The sequence below is a fragment of the Sphingobacterium sp. GVS05A genome (genome assembly GCF_019969845.1).
GTDB lineage: Bacteria > Bacteroidota > Bacteroidia > Sphingobacteriales > Sphingobacteriaceae > Sphingobacterium.
In genome coordinates this window covers 268897-287430 of the sequence record NZ_JAHXYR010000010.1, presented here as the reverse complement: position 1 = coordinate 287430, position 18534 = coordinate 268897, and the positions used below count along the sequence as shown (strand labels likewise).

The 18534-nt window shown below is 42.7% G+C and carries 15 protein-coding genes; 5 read left to right on the top strand and 10 right to left on the bottom strand.

The annotated features are described in order from the left end of the window. Positions 1-5: 5 nt before the first annotated feature. Both LC454_RS23060 and LC454_RS23055 read left to right on the top strand, forming a co-directional pair. Positions 6-719, top strand: a complete 714-nt coding sequence (locus tag LC454_RS23060) for a LytR/AlgR family response regulator transcription factor (RefSeq protein ID WP_223584802.1) — start codon at positions 6-8, stop codon at positions 717-719. A 105-nt stretch (positions 720-824) separates the two neighbouring features. Further along, positions 825-1184, top strand: a complete 360-nt coding sequence (locus LC454_RS23055; RefSeq protein ID WP_223584801.1) for a hypothetical protein — start codon at positions 825-827, stop codon at positions 1182-1184. A gap of 230 nt (positions 1185-1414) precedes the next feature. On the opposite strand, the gene LC454_RS23050 is transcribed toward LC454_RS23055, so the two are convergent. The 8 genes from LC454_RS23050 to LC454_RS23015 form a co-directional block, all read right to left on the bottom strand. Beyond that, complete coding sequence (locus tag LC454_RS23050) at positions 1415-2809, bottom strand: alpha-L-fucosidase (protein ID WP_223584800.1); 1395 nt, start codon at positions 2807-2809, stop codon at positions 1415-1417. Between the two features lie 18 nt (positions 2810-2827). Then, positions 2828-4285, bottom strand: coding sequence for a hypothetical protein (locus LC454_RS23045; protein ID WP_223584799.1), 1458 nt, complete (start codon positions 4283-4285; stop codon positions 2828-2830). Positions 4286-4442: 157 nt separating this feature from the next. Further along, complete coding sequence (locus LC454_RS23040; protein WP_223584798.1) at positions 4443-5474, bottom strand: LacI family DNA-binding transcriptional regulator; 1032 nt, start codon at positions 5472-5474, stop codon at positions 4443-4445. 223 nt (positions 5475-5697) lie between these two features. After that, positions 5698-6051 (bottom strand): Ig-like domain-containing protein, encoded by a 354-nt coding sequence (locus LC454_RS23035; protein WP_223584797.1) that lies wholly within the window; start codon positions 6049-6051, stop codon positions 5698-5700. Between the two features lie 211 nt (positions 6052-6262). Further along, positions 6263-8218, bottom strand: a complete 1956-nt coding sequence (locus LC454_RS23030) for a RagB/SusD family nutrient uptake outer membrane protein (RefSeq protein ID WP_223584796.1) — start codon at positions 8216-8218, stop codon at positions 6263-6265. 10 nt (positions 8219-8228) lie between these two features. Continuing rightward, on the bottom strand, positions 8229-11759 hold the full coding sequence (locus LC454_RS23025; RefSeq protein ID WP_223584795.1) for a SusC/RagA family TonB-linked outer membrane protein: 3531 nt from the start codon (positions 11757-11759) through the stop codon (positions 8229-8231). Positions 11760-11903: 144 nt separating this feature from the next. Beyond that, a complete protein-coding gene (locus LC454_RS23020) occupies positions 11904-13097 on the bottom strand; it encodes a FecR family protein (protein WP_223584794.1) in 1194 nt (397 codons plus the stop codon). An 84-nt stretch (positions 13098-13181) separates the two neighbouring features. Continuing rightward, positions 13182-13730 carry an RNA polymerase sigma-70 factor gene (locus LC454_RS23015; protein ID WP_223584793.1) on the bottom strand — a complete coding sequence of 183 codons (549 nt, stop codon included), beginning with the start codon at positions 13728-13730 and terminating at the stop codon, positions 13182-13184. 245 nt (positions 13731-13975) lie between these two features. On the opposite strand from LC454_RS23015, the gene LC454_RS23010 reads away from it, so the two are divergent. Then, complete coding sequence (locus tag LC454_RS23010; RefSeq protein ID WP_223584792.1) at positions 13976-14818, top strand: hypothetical protein; 843 nt, start codon at positions 13976-13978, stop codon at positions 14816-14818. A 125-nt stretch (positions 14819-14943) separates the two neighbouring features. On the opposite strand, the gene LC454_RS23005 is transcribed toward LC454_RS23010, so the two are convergent. Further along, positions 14944-15687: a hypothetical protein gene (locus LC454_RS23005; RefSeq protein WP_223584791.1), complete on the bottom strand. Its 744-nt coding sequence runs from the start codon at positions 15685-15687 to the stop codon at positions 14944-14946. 81 nt (positions 15688-15768) lie between these two features. After that, the gene (locus tag LC454_RS23000) at positions 15769-16806 is read right to left on the bottom strand and encodes a leucine-rich repeat domain-containing protein (protein ID WP_223584790.1); all 1038 of its coding nucleotides are present in this window, start codon (positions 16804-16806) and stop codon (positions 15769-15771) included. 356 nt (positions 16807-17162) lie between these two features. Here LC454_RS23000 and LC454_RS22995 point away from each other — a divergent pair, with 356 nt between their 5' ends. Both LC454_RS22995 and LC454_RS22990 read left to right on the top strand, forming a co-directional pair. Beyond that, a complete protein-coding gene (locus tag LC454_RS22995; protein ID WP_223584789.1) occupies positions 17163-17699 on the top strand; it encodes a hypothetical protein in 537 nt (178 codons plus the stop codon). 336 nt (positions 17700-18035) lie between these two features. After that, positions 18036-18458, top strand: coding sequence for a hypothetical protein (locus LC454_RS22990; protein ID WP_223584788.1), 423 nt, complete (start codon positions 18036-18038; stop codon positions 18456-18458). The last annotated feature ends 76 nt before the right edge of the window (positions 18459-18534 follow it).

The following is an 18534-nucleotide window of genomic DNA, read 5'->3' as shown; positions in this document are numbered from 1 at the left end:
CGTTTATGAGGGAGATCAAATGTGCTATAGTTGACGACGAACCTTTTGCGCGCAAAGGAATCGCATCATACATCGAAAAAATAGATTTTCTGAAGCTTGTTGTTGAATGTGAAGATGCGATCGAGTTGAGCCAATATCTGCGTTCGCATCCCCTTGATCTTATCTTTCTTGATATTGAGATGCCGGAGATATCGGGCTTAGATTATATAGCCAGCTTAAGCAATCCGCCCAAGATAATCGTTGTGTCTGCCTACGAAAAGTATGCATTGCGCGGCTATGAGCTGGAAATTGTCGATTATCTGTTAAAGCCAGTGCCCTTTGAACGCTTCTTTAAGGCCGCCAATCGGGCATTAGATGTGCTCAGCACCGCTGCTCCATCGGCAGGTATGTTGGCAACTTCTCCCGATGCGCATATTTTTCTGAAGGTGGATAAACAGTTAAAGAAGATTTTTCTTCACGATATTCTATTCGTGCAGAGTATGGGCAACTATGTGATCGTGCAGACGATAGATTCGCGTGAAGTGACGTATTGCAGCCTCCAACAGATGATGAGCACGCTGCCAGCTCACCACTTTATCGCCTGTCACCGATCCTATCTTGTCAATAAAAGTAGGATAGCAATCATAGAAGGTAATCAGTTGCATATCGGAGATTACAAAATTCCGATCGCCCGAAATCTACGGGATGAGGTGCTGGCTTCCATCTTAAATTGCAGTTGATATCCTCCTTGCGAAAGTTATTTAGGCAAAATAATATTTCAGATGAATTTATAGGTGCATTGATTTTCAGTGAAGAAGTTTTGAATTGGGGTGCATAATCCACAAATGAATACCGAAGTTGGTTACAATTTTGGGACCTCCCAAAGCTGGTCTTCCTGGCAGTCTTTTGCGCAGGTTTTCGGTCCACTTTATCATAAGTTAACTACGACTTATCCCAGCAAACCGATTTTTATTGCTGAAATGGGCTGTTCATCGACGGGCGGCGATAAAGCGACATGGATCAACGATATGTTTGCCCAGCTAGAAACACAGTTTCCCAAAATAAGAAGTTTCGTATGGTTTAATATCAATAAGGAAACAGATTGGCGCTTTACCAATGGACAGGAGGCTATAGGCGCATTTAAAACAGGCTTAAGCAACCCGAGAGTTGGTGTCGATCCGACTTTGGGAGGTGTGATCCAATAAATTTGAAATTTGTAATTATGCGTTGCAATTATTTGTGATTATGTCTTCCAATTAAAAGTTGCGAAGGATTTTTCCCTATCATCTATAACGATCAAAGGGCTGCGACGGTTTAGTCCTTGGTAGTTTTGATCGAATTGCATCTATGTTAAAAAGGCAGCCTATCTCCTAAAGATTGGCTGCCTTTGGTTTTACCTAACAGGCTAATTGACGGCGGTAAGATCAGGGAAACGCTACTTCGCATCGACTTTATAGACATAAATCGGTATATTTTTGTCTTTGACTGTCGGTAAAGACAGCTGTAGGACATCTTTGCCATGTGTCCATTTGACCTTCGATGGACTGCCGAGGAGGTTGATCGCGCTGATCGCAAGTTTGTTTTTGGCAAGCTCTGGAATGTCAATCGTCGCCGTTGATGGGCTCCGTACAAAGAGATAGACAACATTCCCCTTCTGGGTAAAACGATAGTCTGATACAATTTCTTTCGGGGTTGCATCATTGACAGCGTCCTTCATGCCACCTTTATCTTTGTCGGACTCCTTTTTTGCTGTTTGCACTGCTGCGATTTCTTTCCGCCCGTTCCAGACGCTGCTACCGTATAGGGCTTCGCCGTTGACCTTCATCCAGGCACCTATAGCTTGTAGGTTTTCCTGGCTTTCGACAGGCCAGCTGCCATCGCCTTTAGGACCGACATTGAGCAGCAGATTGCCTCCTTTGCTGACGACCTCAATGAGATTGCGAATCAGCAGTTCGGGGCTTTTCCATTTCTGATCATGCCTGTTGTACCCCCAGTTTTCACTCATCGTAATACAGGCTTCCCAGTTCTTGCGTGCTGTTGAAACTAGCGTTTGCTCGACGACGGCATAATCGCCAAGGCCGTTGCCGATCCGGCTGTTGATAATGCATTCGGGCTGGATGGAATGGATCAGATCCCGGATCTCCTGACTCTGTTTTTTGGTAATCAGCTCGGGTGTATCAAACCAGATAATACCGATGGGACCGTACTGTGTCAGCAGTTCGCGAAGCTGCGGTTTGACCTTGTTCTCAACATACTTGTTCAGGTCTTTAGCATCTTCATTGGGATAGTCCCAGGTATTGCTACGGCCGGCTTTGGTGGGCCAGTTGGTCGGTACATCGGGATCTGCCCAATCGCGGCCCAGGGAATAATAGAAGCAGAGCTTTAACCCGTATTTCTTGCAGGCCGCCGCGAGCGCCAGCATTGGATCTTTGGCCCATGGGGTTCTCTTGACGATATTATAATCACTGACGGCCGAATTGTACATCGCAAAACCGTCGTGATGCTTGGCGGTAATCACAATGTATCTCATCCCGGCATCATGGGCCATCTGCACCCAGCGGTCGGTATCAAAGGCGGTCGGGTTAAATTGGTCTGCGATCTTTGCATAGGTCTTGACGGGGATCCGCTCATAGAGCATAAAATGTTCCCCCCCTTTGGTGGGATGACCGTTCCAGTCGCCTGCCGTCTGGGAATATAGCCCCCAGTGCAGAAACAGACCAAATTTACCGTCGGTAAACCATGGTGTGGGCTGGCCGAACAGGTTCAATCCTGCCAGAGCAAATAGCAAAAGCAGGATTGTTTTTATGTTTCTAAAAATGAAAGTATTCATCGTAGCGCTCGGCCCTCTCTAACGGTTTTGTACTTTCATGGATGAAACTTTATCGTTGAAAGTCGAGAGATAGGTAGACGAAGATGTTACGACGAGGCTATCGCCCGTAAAATTATTTCCGTTGTATAGCGTGACTTTAACATTTGCTCCAACTTTAATGGAAGAGATACTATTGTCGGTCACACCTTTTGTCAATAAATCCGAAGTGGTATATTGCCCTTTGCCAAAGCTGCCTTTCACACCCGCATAGGATGCATTGGAATAGGTATATACCGAATCCTGGTTGGTCGTCATAAGCCCGTTGACATAGTTGAAGTCGTAAACATTGGAAGTGGTGTAGCCATTTTGCAATAATAATTTTACCTTAAGTTCGTAAGGTGTATTGCCTTTGTAGTAAAGCTCATTGAGGTCTATGGTTCCTTGGATAACTCCAGAGGAAACGGGGGTAAATTTCCAGGTGACGGCATTGTAATCTTTGTTGGCCCCGGTACCTTCGTTGTTCGCGTTGGGATCCATATAGACTAATATCTCACTCACAGGTAAATTGGAAGTATAATTTCCAGTAATAAAGATTTTTTGCTGACTGTTGTCAATTGCAAATTGAGGTTGTATGGAATAACTGGGGGCCTGGTAAGGACTGGCTGTCGCTACTGCTGATTGAAAAACTTCATTTCTGCTGAGAATTGCGGCATCGGAGCCGGTTAGGAAAGTAGGCTGCCCCTTACTAAAGCTGACATTGCCGCTTCCCATCAGTGATGTGCCCAATGTAGGTTCTTCACTGACATATTTAGCACGGTTGTGGGGTAGGTTTAATCCATGGCCCAGCTCATGTAGCATACCGCCGAGGTAGTTTGAACTTGGGTTTGGAATTCCATTGACCGACATGGAGGAATTGTCCACGGCAAAGCAGTATTTTCCATAGCCATAGAATGGCTGGCTGCCATCGCCGTCTGTTCTTGCAGGCAAAAGTACCAAATAGTGATTGTTGGATGAAAATTGGCCCGGATGGCTGGTTTTGTAGGCATTGATCTCATTTATAATTTTACCGGCTGAAATAGCTGAGCTGTAGGGGTAGTCCGCTTGAGCTCCCGCTGCCGGAATTTCAATAATGTTGACCAGACCTGTAGAATCTTTTGCCAGACCCAGATAATTGCTATAGCCATAGCGTCCCATTTCATTATGTAGCCAGTCCTGGAAATGGACAAACAGCTGTGAAAGACGCGTTCTGTAGCCGGGTAAGGCTGGATTGTCTGTGGGTACAAACATAATGATATTGAGATTGACCGGATTGGTGACAAATTTAAGATTGGACAGGGACGTATCGATAACACCGTTCGAGGACGCCTTTGTCCGTCGGATTTCTGTGGTATTTTGCTCTGACAATGGTTTTGAGCAGGCGAAAAAAAGTGATAGAACTGTGGTGGACAATGCAATTCTCTGAATGATTTGCATCCATTTTTTTGTTTGTTTTCTCATAATTTTTTAAATAAATAATCTATAACTGTTAATGTGTATTGGTTAGTTAGGGCTAACCAAAACACATATCTATAGTAGAAAATATATTTTGATTTATAGTAATTTGCGTTTAAGTCAAACGTTTGCGTAACTTACGAAAACGTTTCAATTGATGTACTTATTCAGAGGACTTGCGTGCCAGGATAGATGCTTGTAATTCAATGTTTTGATAGGATGTTGTAATCGCGTTATCCGAACTGTCCAAAATTTTATTGAGAATAGCGAAAGCCTGAGAGCCGATTTCATGCGAAGGCTGTACAATGCTTGACAATGACGGTTGAAAAATATTTGTGTATTGAAAATTAGCAAAACCAATAAGGGGCAAGGGATTTGGTACGGCGATTCCGGTTACCTGTAAAGCCTCTAACGTTAAATAGGTGAGTTGATCTGATGCGGTAAAAATTGCTTCGGGTGGGTTACTTGAATTAACGAGATGTGTAATGTGACTTTTTAATCGTTCCAGCACCTCCATTCTTCCGCTATTGGTTTCTATCGATAGGAGATAATCTGAATTATAAGCTATGTCAAAATCCCGCAGACATTGAATATAACCGCGCCGGCGCTCCGTTGATGTTCCTGGCGATAGATTGGAAATAAAGAGAATTTTTCTTTTGCCTTGATGGATGAGCTGAGAAATTCCCTGGTAAACCACTTTAAAATTATCTATTCCGATTTTATAAGTATTTATAGCATAATTGGTCCGGTCAATAAGGACAATAGGGATACCGTGATCTTTTAAATTTTGCAGATATTTTAACGAAATATTATTCCCTGTAGCGGCAATGACGACAGCGTCTGCCCCCTTTTTTGACAACATTTCTAAATGTTTCAATTCAAGCTTGGGGTCGTCCGCACTCTGCATAATGATCAGGTTATAAGTCGTTTCGGACATCTCTCTTTCAATGCCTTCGAGAATCTGCGAGAAAAACGGATTGCCGATCGAAGGAACAATCATACCGATAATATTTGTTCGCCCCTTACGCAATAGTTTAGCATATTGATTGGATTGATAGCCATGCTCATTGGCAAATTTTTGGATTTCAACTTTAGTTACCGGGCTGATTTCATGACTGTTTGAGAGCGCTTTGGATATGGTACCTATGGAGTACCCCATGGCCTTGGCAATATCTTTTATCGTTATTTTTTTCATGTTTTGGAATTGCTTTTTTGAGAAGTCCGAATTGAAAAACTTCAGGCGATCATTCATGATCGCTTTGATACCTGCTATTTACTATCGCTTGTCTATCGTTGGTTTTTGGCTGGGATATTCCGGGTCACTAAAAGAAGACTATCAGGCCATCCGGCCTGATAGTCAAACTAAACAAAAATTAACGATGGTCACCTCTACCATTTTTTTGACCGACTGTCTGCTATTAGTTCGTGACATTGACAATATACCAGACATTCAATTCGCCGGAACGGATGGTGACGGTGTCTTTGCCGACGGCTAAGCCAGTAACCAGACCTGTATTGCTATAAGTGGCAATTTCGGGATGTTTGTTGCTATAGGTCGCGTCTGTTACGGTACGATTTCCGGGATTGACTGCCAGATTGATCTGCAGCGGTGTTCCGATTTTAATGGGGATCTGCATAAATCCTCCCGAAAGTATAGCTTCCCGAACGGTTAAATTGTCTTTGATCGGACCAAGATCTTTTTTGCAGGAATGCAAAACTAAACTTCCGCACAGGCAGCTTAGCAAAAGGTATATATTTGATCTAATTTTCATCTGTATAAATTATTTATAAGTGTTAATCTCATCGGTATAAATGAGCTCGTTTCACTCGGTTTGTTTTTCAATTGTGATGAAGCTATCAGATTTATTCTTTCCCCAGTGCGATTATTCATTCATGATTTGTTTTTTAGTTGTATTCATGAACTCGTTTCACTCGGTTTGAATAAATCATGATGGTTTCATGATATTATTTTTTTTATCCTCCTTATTTTGCGCCCAACCATCCTGGATTCTGAACCAGTTGACTACCATTTAAAGCTAAATCATATAAAGGCAGGGGCCAATAATAGCGGTAATCTGCCCATAGCGCAGTACCATTGCTGATGTTCGCACTCCTTGGATAGGCGATAATAAATCCGTTGTTATCCAAAAAGATATCTTTATTGACTTCTTCTTTTAAGGCAATAATCGGTTTGGCGGTATGTGTACCATCGTATAGTTTTCCTTTTTCGGCTGTAAATTTCATTCCACGTAGGGGAACGGTCATCAGGTTACCGGCTTTCCAGCGCATCAGGTCTTCGTAACGGCGGTCTTCCAAGACCATTTCTACACGACGTTCACGCCTGATCTCACGGATGATGGGGCTAACGGCATAATCCAGTTTTGTGGCGTAGATCTCATCGAGCCTAGGGTCTGCAGGCGGGTTGCCAAGCTCTAATTTGCTGCCAGGATATTTTGCAAAGTCAAATCCTGCGCGCTGGCGCAACAGATTGATCGTGCGATCCAGATCATTCTGGGTCAGCGTACCTAATATTGCTTTTGCTTCGGCCAACATCAGCAGTACTTCGCCGTAGCGGAATTCGATAGCCGTTTGCTGGCCGTTTGTTGTCGCTTCATTTTCGGTCCGGTCGCCCATCCAGTGTTTAATGGGAAGGTAGCCCGTTACTGTCGTGCCGCCACCGACATTATAGGACAGTCGGGGATAGGTGATCCCATTTTTTTCGAGGTTGGTGGTCCCATCCGTTCTGTTAAACAGGGAGCGGTTTTCACCAGGGTAATTAATGGTCTGCTTTAGGCGCGGATCGCGGTTTTCAAGTTCGGACCATAGGCCATCGTAGCCCTTGAATAGCGGATTGGCGGTATAGTTGCCGGCTGATCCCGAAGAATAGATCGGCTTCCCATCAATACAGAGGTATTCGTCAATAAGCCCACGTGTGGCCCCACCTGCCGGCCGTGCTCCCGAAACACTATTGTTCTGGTCCCAATACCGTTGGGTGGCATGGCCCACCACAGTACCATCATATACCTTGGCTAAAATAGCCTCTTTGTTGCCGTCGGAGTTTGGATCTTTCTTGAATGTAAACAGTTTCCAGTAAGGTGTTTCACCCGTAGCATACAATTGATAGCGACCGGTGGCTATGATTTTTTCACAGGCATCTACAGAAGCTTCTAGGAAAGATTTTGCTGTACTTTGCAAGGATAACTCGTTGTGATAGGTGCGAAAGGAGCCCTCGAACAGGCCTATTCTTGCTTTTAAAAATAGTGCCATATCCTGATTGATGCGCCCATCGGGACGGCCGGTGACGCCTTCTAGTCCCGCAATGGCCATATCGATAGTCTTGATTAAGGAATCGGCGACCACGGTGCGCTTATCCCTAGGGTTGAACAATTCCTTACTGTCGATGTTGAAATCGCTTGAAAGCCAGGGTACATCACCAAACAGCATAAGCTTGCGGTAATAATCCATGGATTTAAAGAAATACGCCTCCCCGAGATATTTGTTCAGTCGGGTAATGTCATTATTCACAGCGGGCAATGCATTGCGGTAGTTTTGGATAAAATAATTGACCGAGCGCAGGTTTTCCCATGTCCAGTCGACTGAGGTGCCTGCATTTTGCGGAATAAAGGTATTGTCCAGCATACTGTTAATATTGCCATAGCGGACCATATTGTCGGTCATAAAATCGCTGGCCAGCAGATGGCTGCCGCCGACAACATTGGGGTTGACTTTGGCATCTGCCCAGCCCGTACCATGCCCTAGAATATATCGGCTATAGAGGTTATTCAGGTAGAGTGTCAATTCCGTTTCAGTACGTAATGAGTTGTCCCGCGATAGATCGGTTTCGGGACTTAGCTGTAAAAATTTATCGTTACAGGATTGGGTCAACAACAGGGATGTTGCGGCAGCCATGACGATGAATCTGAATATGTTCTTTTTCATAATAGTTTAGTTAGAAGACAATTTGAGCACCAAAAGCAATAGACCGCTTTTGTGGATAATCGGCAGAGATCTGATCGACATCAAAAATTGTCGGTATTTTTGTGACTTCAAAAATATTGTAACCGGCAAGTGTGAAACGTAATCGCTCGACGCCAAATCGTTTGGTCAGCTGATTGGGCAAGGTATAGCCCAATACCGCCTGTTTCAGTCTGAGGTAGGCCCCGTTGATCAGGTACCGGTCCTGCACGTTTACCGAAGAGCCATACATCGGAAACTCCGCATCGGTACGCTCAGGTGTCCAGGAACGTTCGTACATCCATTTTGACCCGGCGCCACCGCCCCAGTAAGAAGGTAAGCTGGTCCAGACATCCCGCTTGAGTACGCCCTGGAACAAGAAATCAAGATCGAAATTTTTATACTGGACATTTCCAGTGATCCCAAAGCGATAACGTGGTGTGGAATTTCCGATGACGACACGGTCACCCGGATTGGCCAGGGTGTTCAATCCGGCATCTATTTTACCGTCTGGAATCCCTTCAGGGCCGCCAAGATCCTGATACCAGATATAACCCGGAAAAACGTTGCCCTGATTAGCTCCATTGTAGATCCAGTTGCCATTTGATTCGTTTCGTCCGACAAAATCACTTTCCTGCAGTATTCCACCAGTACGGTATCCCCATATTTCACCGATTGTTTTACCGTCATACATCACCTCTCTACCTTGAGGGTTTGCAATCATCATGGTGGTATTGGCAGCATAATGCTGTACTTTGGTTAGGTAGTCGGATAGGTTAAGGCCTACACGATAGCGTAGCTCACTGTTAATGGTCTGCTTCCAAAGGAAAGAAAGTTCGAATCCCTTTGTCTCGAGTATTCCCGAGTTCTCCAATGGTGCAGTAGTGCCCAAAACTGTTGGGAAGGCAGCACTGCCATCGGTCAGGATATCTGTTGTTTTACGATTATAATACTCAAAAGTAACATCGAGGCGGTTTTTGAGAAATGTACCATCCAATCCGATATTCCAGGTTCTGGCTTTCTCGAAGGTCAGGTAGGGAGATACCAGTCCCGGCGGATTGATATAGACGATCTGTTGGCCATTGATCAGGTAAGGAGCCTTTCCGGTACCCATGGTTGCCTGATACGGATAGATGGATGAGGGCTGATTGCCCAGTTTTCCCCAGCTTCCGCGCAGCTTAAGTTCGTTGAGCCAACTTTTTGTACCTTCCATAAAATTCTCCTGCGAGATCCGCCAGCCGGCAGAGAAGGAAGGAAAAGTCACAAAACGATCTTCTTCAGTAAACTTGGCACTGCCGTCATAGCGCAGATTGCTCTCAAAGAAATATTTTTCAGCGAAGTTGTAATTCACTCGTCCGAATAGGGCGCGTCCAGCAAGCGTATACGCATTCCGGGATACTGTATGCAAAGATGGATCCTCAGCAGCATCAGGGTTCTGTATATCTGGAGAAATCAACTTTCGGAAGGTATTGGTGATCTGATTAAATTTGGTCTGTTCCTGATTATACCCCACGACAGTGGAGAAATTGTGTTTCCCGGCCCAGGTCTTCTTATAATCAGCATAGATGTTGACCAGATATTTATTGGTGTTATTGTTGTCAAAATAAGCCCGATTTTCCGCAGCTTCGGCCTGTTGGGAGGTTAATTGCCAGGAGTCCACGACTTGGTTGAACTTGGGACTGTAGCGGTTCAGGCTGTAAGATTGCGGCTGATAACTGAGGTCTGCTTTTAATTTCAGTGTATTTGGTATTAAGGTAAATTCGGGCGAGATCAATAGCGATACCCTTCTATCCGTGGACTGGTTGTTGGCCCCATAGCTCAGCCAGGCCAGGATATTATCGGTATAGGTATTTGGCAGAGGATCATTCGGCCCGGTCTGGATGGGCATATTGATATTTTTGTTCGTTTCGCCCATCATGGCAGACCATATACTTCCTTTACCACCAACGATATAGGGGCTATTGAAATTAGTCTGATCAAAACCTATCTTTCCAAAAACACTGAACCAGCTATTCACCTTGGCATTGATATTCATCAGGGCATTGTAGCGTTTCAGCTTATCAGTGTTGATCTTGTACATACCCGACTGATTCTGTAAGCCGCCGGAAATATAGTAGTTAATGGACTCTGCACCACCACTGAGATTGAGGGTATGTTTTTGCATCGGCGTCCATTTTTTGACTGCTTCTTCAAATGGGTTGACATTGGCTACCCAAATGATGCTGTTTCCCTCCTGATACCAAGCATTTTCTGGCGTGGGATTATCCATATACTTTTGGATCATCTCCAGTTTTTTTTCATCTGCCGTACCGGGTTTGCCATTTGTCCATAATGTCCTGTCCATACCTGATTTTTGGATCTCATAGGCGTTGAGGATATCAGGAAGCCCCGATGGCGTATCAAAATTGGAGTCGAAGTTGTACGCTATTTTGCCTTTTTGATTAAACTCTCCCCGTTTGGTACGGACCAGGATGACCCCATAGGCCGCTTTGGTACCATAGATCGCAGCCGCAGAGGCGTCTTTGACAAAAGACATGTCCATGATGTCATTCGGATTGAGCTGATTCAGGGCACCGGTCGTACTTTCTACGCCGTCGATGATGATCAAAGGATCGCCATTGACGGATTCAAAGACCTGTGTATTTGCATTATAGTTCATGGAGGTACCGCCTCTCAGGTTAAATCCGGGCGTACTGTTTGGTGAACCATTTCCAAAAGTAATGTTCAGGTTGGGAACAAGGCCCTGTAAAGCCTGACCGATATTGGCAACCGGCCGATTTTCGAAAGCCTCCTTACCGACATGTGAAATGGCCCCTGTTAAATTGACTTTCTTTTGTGTACCGAAGCCGACAACAACAACCTCTTCCAGCGCGCTGTCGTTTTCTTCCAGTGATATCGTTAAGCTGCTGGCAGTAGCACTGCTGAATTTTACGGTCTGCGGTTTGAAGGATAGGTGGGAAATCGTTAGGCTGCCTTCTGCAGATGTAGATTTAAGTGAAAAGTTACCCTTGCTATCCGAAGATGTTCTGGTCGTAGTTCCATTTAAACTTATCGTTGCATTTTCAATAGGGGCTCCGTCTTTTCTGGCAGTCAATCTGCCTTTAATGCTGTATTGTTGTTGCTGTTGCACCTGGACGGTATTTTTGGGTGCGCTGGGCAGCACGACAATATGTTTTTTGTGGATCTCAAACGCAACCGGCAGTTCGTCCGATAGTTCCTTAAGGAGAGTTTCCAGCTTTTGATTGTTGGCATTGACGCTCACCATCTTTAAGCCATTAAAGAGGCTTTCGTCATAAAAGAAATGATAGCCAGTTTGTTTTTTGATTTCTTGAAAGACAGTTTTCAGATCGCCTTTGTTGACATGCATGGTGACCTGCTGTGCTTCTGATTTACCATATACACCATAGGTAAATAGTAATCCTAAAAACAAGGTGGCTTTGACCTTTTTTGAAATGAGGGGTGTAAAGCTGGGTTCGGTCATTCGACTCCCGAACAAGTAATCTTTACATTTGATAAAGTAATTCATATATTCAGCAATAGGGTTGGTTTTTTGGTTTTAATTCAGGTACTCAGGTACCTTTGGTTAGCGTCGACTGACGCGGTACCGCTAAGTTTGGTTAAGTAAATATTTAGATCATAGGTAGGTCCTCCTTTAATAATTACTTGTCTTTTAATTCTTATTCTTTACGGTGACGGTTTTTTGGTCAATGACGAATTCAACTCCGGCACCACGTTTTATTAATTCCAGGGCTTCGGCCAGGCTGACGCTTCGACTGATGCTTCCACCAAAGGTTTTCTTGGTGATCTGACCCTGGTAAATGACTTTGATATCATACCATCGCGCCAGTTGCTCCATAATATCCTGTATCTGGTCATGCTCGAAATAGAAGTAGCCCTGCTGCCAAGCGGTTTCCTTTTCAATATTCGCTTTGGAGATGCGCATGTCACTGCCATCGAATTCCGCTTTCTGCCCTGGGATTAGCTGTTTTGTTGTCTTGTTTCTATTGGTCAGCTGAATACTGCCATTGATCAGTGTGACATTGGATGAGCTACTGTTGTATGCCGTTAGATTGAAAGCGGTGCCTAAGACTTTAATATCACCATGGGCAGTACGGACAATAAATGGTCGATTTTTTTCGTGCGCCACTTCAAAGTAAGCTTCACCGCGCAGTTCTACCTGTCGGATCGATTTGCCGAAGGCCAAAGGGTAGCTCAACTCGGAAGCCGAATTGACCCAGACTTTGGTGCCATCGGGCAGCACCATCCGGTAGAAACCGGATGCCGGAACTGTCAAGGTATTTTTTAGGGTAGCAAGTTCTGCCAGCTCGCTGTTTTGTTTGTAATGCAGTTGTCCATCGCTAATCTGGAGCTGTTCACCATGCTGTTCCTTTAAGGTCGCTTGCTCCTGGGATAGTTCTACCGTCTTACCGTTAGAAAGTGTCAGTGTGGCTTTCTGCCCTCCGGGTAATACATCATTTTTATACTGATATACTTGATCGGCAACAATCTGTTTATCCTGATGTATTGTATTTAAGAACAGCGTGATGCCAATAATGACGAGCAAGCTGGCGGCTATACCCACATAGATTTTTAGGTTTCGGATGCTGCGAATGCCGACTGATCGGATTGCGGATTTGGCAGGTTCGTGGGTTAAGATTTTAGCTCTTGCCTGATTGAGGTCAAGGCTATTCCAAAACTGGGCATCGCTGGATTTGACGCCTTGACTGGTATATTTCTCCCATTGATCGCGCAAGGTAGGATCATCTTCAAAGATCTTTTGAAGGGACTGTATATCGGTGTGACTTAGTGTCCCACTAAAGTGCTTTACTAAGTAATCTACTAGTATAAATTGGTGATCCTTCATGTTCTTCAATCGGTTGTTTGATTAAAAGAGCCACAAGGGATGTAAAAGGATGGAAGGAAAAATAGAGAAAAGTGTAAGGTGTTGTTAGTCAGGTAGTAAAAATAATAGGAGTGCTAGCATCCGGCTATCCAGACGCTCGCGTAGAAGCTGTATCGCTCTTTTTTTCTGACTTTTGACGGTATTAATGGAAATGGTCAGGTTATTGGCAATTTCATCGTTGGAGAGCTTTTCAAAAATGGCCATGTGCAGCACCTGCTTACAGCCCTGCGGCAATTGGTTGATCGCTTCCATCAGCTGGTTGATAACTTCGGCCTGCATCATAGCATCCATGATCGTTTGTTCTTCGATCATGTCCTTGTCGAGCTGATCGAAGTACTTACTTTTTACTTTTTCACTTCGGATCTGTTTGAGGCAGTTGTTTCGGACGGCAATAAAAAGATAGCCCTTGCGTGCACCTTTATCTTCGGGCAGGGCATTCCGTCCCTCACAGAGACCGGCGAAAAAGCTCTGGACAATATCTTCGGCCAACGCTTCGTCATTCAGTATATTGTTTGCAAATAGACAGAGTTGTTTGTAATACTGCTGAAAAAGCGATTCAATATCATATGGTAGAGATGTCTGCAAATTTTCCAAGTGATTTAAGATGTATTAAGCAATTGACATAACAGGAGCTCTTGGAGCATGGCATAAATATAGGAAAATATGCTAAACTTTTGAATCGGGAGAAAAATAGACTTAGATAGTCGTGTTGGAATCAACCGGGGGCATCAATATTTTTGCAGAGACTTCGTGTGAATTTTATTAATTTTTGCATCATAGTAGTGGAGACCACATGACAACTCCGTCTGATAATAAACTATTTACTTTGTTTTTTTGGAATGAGAGCATTAAATACAAATAGGTCATATATAAAAGTTGCGTTTTGGGTTATTTTTATTCTTTTTGGCTGTAGCTCTGAAACTAAGCGACAGCAGTCAACTGCTAGAATCTCGCATAAGGTTCCTGCAAATGGAACCTACATGAGGAACCCAGATAGCTCATTTCTTGTTGCAGTCGTTCAAGAATCAAATGCAATTTATTTATATAAGATAGGTCTAATGGACAGTGTTCATATCGTGAAATTCTTTGGTCAAAAAAGTAATGATACCATTTTTATGGATTGGCGAGATTATCAGAAAAATCCGTATAATTCGAAAATAAGTTATATTGGAGGACAAACTTATCCAATGTGGACCACTGCTAGGAAAAATAAAGAAAGTCCTAAAAACGATATAAGGGGATATTTTTCAATGGGAGAAATGATGAAAGATGCAAAGTTAGGTCCAAAAGTTGAACAAATTTCCAATGAGGATTTTTCTATGATATTGTCCCGCCAGCTAAAGAACAAGATCGTTGACTTCATTAAGAATCAAATTGTATTTGATACTAAACATTTAAAAGTTCAGAAATATAATTGTAATATGAGCATAAAATATAAAGATTTAGACTATGTCTTTCATAATCCGTATGGAACAATTAATTTATTTTATCATCTTACAATTTCGCAAAATGGACAGGTCGTAAAATCTGATATCGATGATATGAAAAATGCGAATCAAAACATGAAGCTGTTAAAAGCTGTTGCAGATAATTTAATTGGTAAAAAAATACAAATTTATACAATATTAAACCTTCCTGTTTCAACTTGTATTCCTTGTGCGGTTAGGATACGGTTTGATTAAATTGGCTTAATTTTATGATATGCTGTAGGCTATGCTTTTTTGATCCGCTCAAGTACATATGCATAGGTAAAAGGCAACGAAACAACAAAGCCTATGTAAGTCCGATTTTTAGAATGGAAGCTGTTCTAATGTCGTTTTTTTCTCTTTATATATTCAATTACATACGCATAAGCGAGAAGCAGTCGATAAGGTAGCACAACAACAATGCCTATTGTAAGTCCGATTTTCAGAATAATGACGATGAGTTGGAAATAAAATGAACTCCAAAAGGTAAAATAATCCAAAGGAATAAATAATGCGGAGTCCGCCTGTTCGTTGACTAATATCTTGTAATTTTTGCTGTTCACATAAGCTTCTACTGTCTGCTTTAATGCTAAATTGTGGCCTGCGATATCAGCATCTGTATTCCATACATTGCCGGGATATCGGGTAACGGCTTTCGATGCATATACGCGCTGCTCTTTACCGCCAACTTCGTACGCGTAGGTAATGGACGCATAGGATGAAGCCGCACTTTGCTTCGTTGTTGGCGTCCAACTGATTTTATAATCAATAATTTTACCGGATACCTCTGTCCATTTGGGATGAAAAAGACGGAAACTCTGGTATTGGTATCTGGGTAAACAGGAATAGATAAAGGACATTGTCAGGTAGACAGCAAAGGAAAAATAGAGGAATTTTCTACTGAAGATTTTACGGTTGAAAAAAAGGATAAATAACAGCGGTGATAAAACCAGTGTAAGAATAATGGTGACCAGTGGACTCGTGATAAAGAAAATAAGGTATAAAAGAGGCATCAGAAATTTAAACGCAATTTTTTCGCTAAATCTCCTTGTTTCTTTTAAGTAACTTTCGTTTGAATTATTCATCTATTTGGATCGTATTAGAATGGTGGCAGCCTGACTTTTGACCAGACTGCCTAAATGTATTGTTGGCGGATCTTATGAATTTTAGTCATTCATGCCGTCATAATAGACATCTGTTTTGGTCAGGATATCCTGAATCTCTTCGTATTGTTTTTTGGTAAGACCTGTTTCCTCCAAGAAAAACAGCCCACCGAATTTTATTTTTTTGACGGAAGCCAAAAAGGGCTCCCATTGCAAGGGATTATTGGTAAAGGGGATATAGGTCAGTTTGGAATTTGCTGCCAGTACTTCGGGAAAAGAAGTAAATTTGTTGTAGGAAAAATTAGCTTTTTCCAATTTTTTAAGTGTAGCAATAGATTTTGGTAGGGCAGATAGTCCTGCATTTTCTATACCGAGCTCTTTCAATTCAGGTAGCTGCTGAAACAGATCGGGCAGCTCCGTCTGTTCCGGTTTACTTTTGTAATTGCGTGATAGGTATAACACAGACAGTTTATTGAGGCTAAAGATTTCCTTTGGAAAGGCCGTAAACATGTAGCTGTTCAGCCCGAGCTGCTGTAGATTTTTGAGCTGTGCAAATGATGTCGGCAATGCTGTCAAGGGATTAAGGCTACTGAAATCTTCCAGTGCGGTCAGATTGGAAATACTGGCCGGCAGCTTCGTTAACTTATTTTGAGTTAATGTTAGCTTTTTCAATCGATGATTGGGCGCTTTGATTTCTGGAAAAGCATCCAGCGCGAAATTTTCGATTGTCAAAACTTCCAATTGTGTGCCTTCGTTCATGACCTTTTGTAGGACGTTACTCTCCAGCGTTCTGCCGGAGACCATGGTGCTAAAAGACAGTTCTTTCAAGGTTGATAGATCTGTATGTGCTAATTCGTCTATATTCCCGAAGCGTATTTCCTTTCCGTTGGTTGTCGTGGCCCGAATAGTAGGTGCACTGGTCGTCGGCATCGGCGCAGCAAAGTTGGCAGGGTTTTCTGCGCTTTCGTTAACCGGATTTGCTTCAACCACTGGGACCAATTCTACTCGCTTAGGTTCTGGAAATTTTGCTTTCTTTTTCTTCTGCGCAACAGCAGTAAGGGCGAGTAGGGAGAAGCTGAAAACGATAATATATTTTTTCATGTGGATCTTTCTGTTTTTGTATGGGTGCAAATATGGGCATTCAGACCGGGCATTTTTTTATCTATTTATATCCGCGAGACTTTGTTTACAATTCGTGTTGTTTGATGGGATATCTGCGTTAAATAATTTGATGGACAGTTTTATTTAGTAGCCGCGGAAAAGATCTGCTGATTCCTGCCTGTTTATAATGTCATTTTTTTGGAAATGCATTTTTGCGAATAAGTTGTAGTTGATATATTACAATTCTATTTTTTTTGTCCTATAAATCTGGTTAAGAGCGGTCTGTACTTTTTCTAAGAGGAAAAAAACCGCTACTTTTGAGTCAACTATCTATTTTAATATTAAAAACATTTTTTATGGCTACGGGTATCCTACTTATTCTGTTCATTTTTTTGGGAGCTTTTTTTTGGAGAAAAAAACAATTAGCGCGACGGTTTAACGAAAATGTCAAGATCGCTGTCGATTATATGGTTCAGGAACACCCCGGACAATATAGCGGCGATCGAAATGTAAAAAGTGGCGTCTTTATTTTCAATACCGAACGTACCAATGATACATTAAAAAGTGTCGTTATAAAAAAGGTGAAACCTTTGCATTCGGCATTGGATGTCAATCTCGAACATATTCTACTGGTCTCATTGGAGGGAGCCGCTGCTCCAAAAAATGTATCTGTCCGTTTTAAGGTCGTAAAGAAAGGTGCAAAGATTGAGGATCTAAAAGGTGTTCTTATCAGTATCTCTGGAGTGCTCAACTTTAAACAAGGGAGCCCAAAAGATTTTACCGCTGTTTTACCTATTGCGGGCCTGTATCAGGTGGCGCGCACAGCAAAAAGTGTTGATCTAAATGATACTCAAGTGTTGGGGGACATCGCGGAGCTCAATCTTTCGATTTAAAGGCAGCGCGGCAGGCCAAAAAAAACTGTGCAGGAAGAAGGAATCAAAATAAATCCTACAAAAGAAATTAAACTGATGCATGTGGACGAGGCATTCTGGCAAAAGCGGGAATGCCTCGTCCCGCGTTAGCGTTAAACATGCATGTGAGATGCTTCTGCCTTAAAACACTAGAGCGGCTGTCAAATTAAAGTGTTTACATAAATTTCTGTTAATGTGATTATTTTAATTTTAAACAGTTAATTTTAAATACTTTGTAATGATGGGGTGTAATCTTTGAAACTTCTGTATAAAAATTCCTTGCAAGCTTTTTAAAGTTTAATTACATTTGCTTTAACGATGCAAGGAAGATTCCGTCAATATCTGTTCGGCGTATGGTGCGCAATACTTGTCAGTTTAGGCTGGCATTATGCAGCAACAACAGAATCTTCTGCATTGACCAACCGACATGCTGTCGAACACTTCAATCGACAGGTAAAGGGCGCACAACAGGATAACGATATCATCCGTAAAAGTAAACATCGGCGCCACGAAAAACTCAGGGCTTATTTTGCTGAAAAAGACGGTGAAAATGATGATACCGGAAGCGACACTGACTCGCCAAATTTATTTGCGCTTTCCAAGAATAATTTTGGCAATCTGAATGCCAACATCCACCCCTATTTCCACAACACGCGCACCGCAGTCTCGTTGGCCAATGTCGAAAATCTTAACCCACAAAAAAACGCCCTTTATATCCATTACAGCGTCTTCAGGCTGTGATTTTTAAGTAATTTTTTTTAGAAAATATCAAAAATGGCTTTCAAGGTAATTTGGATGCCTGTCACACTATTGTTTA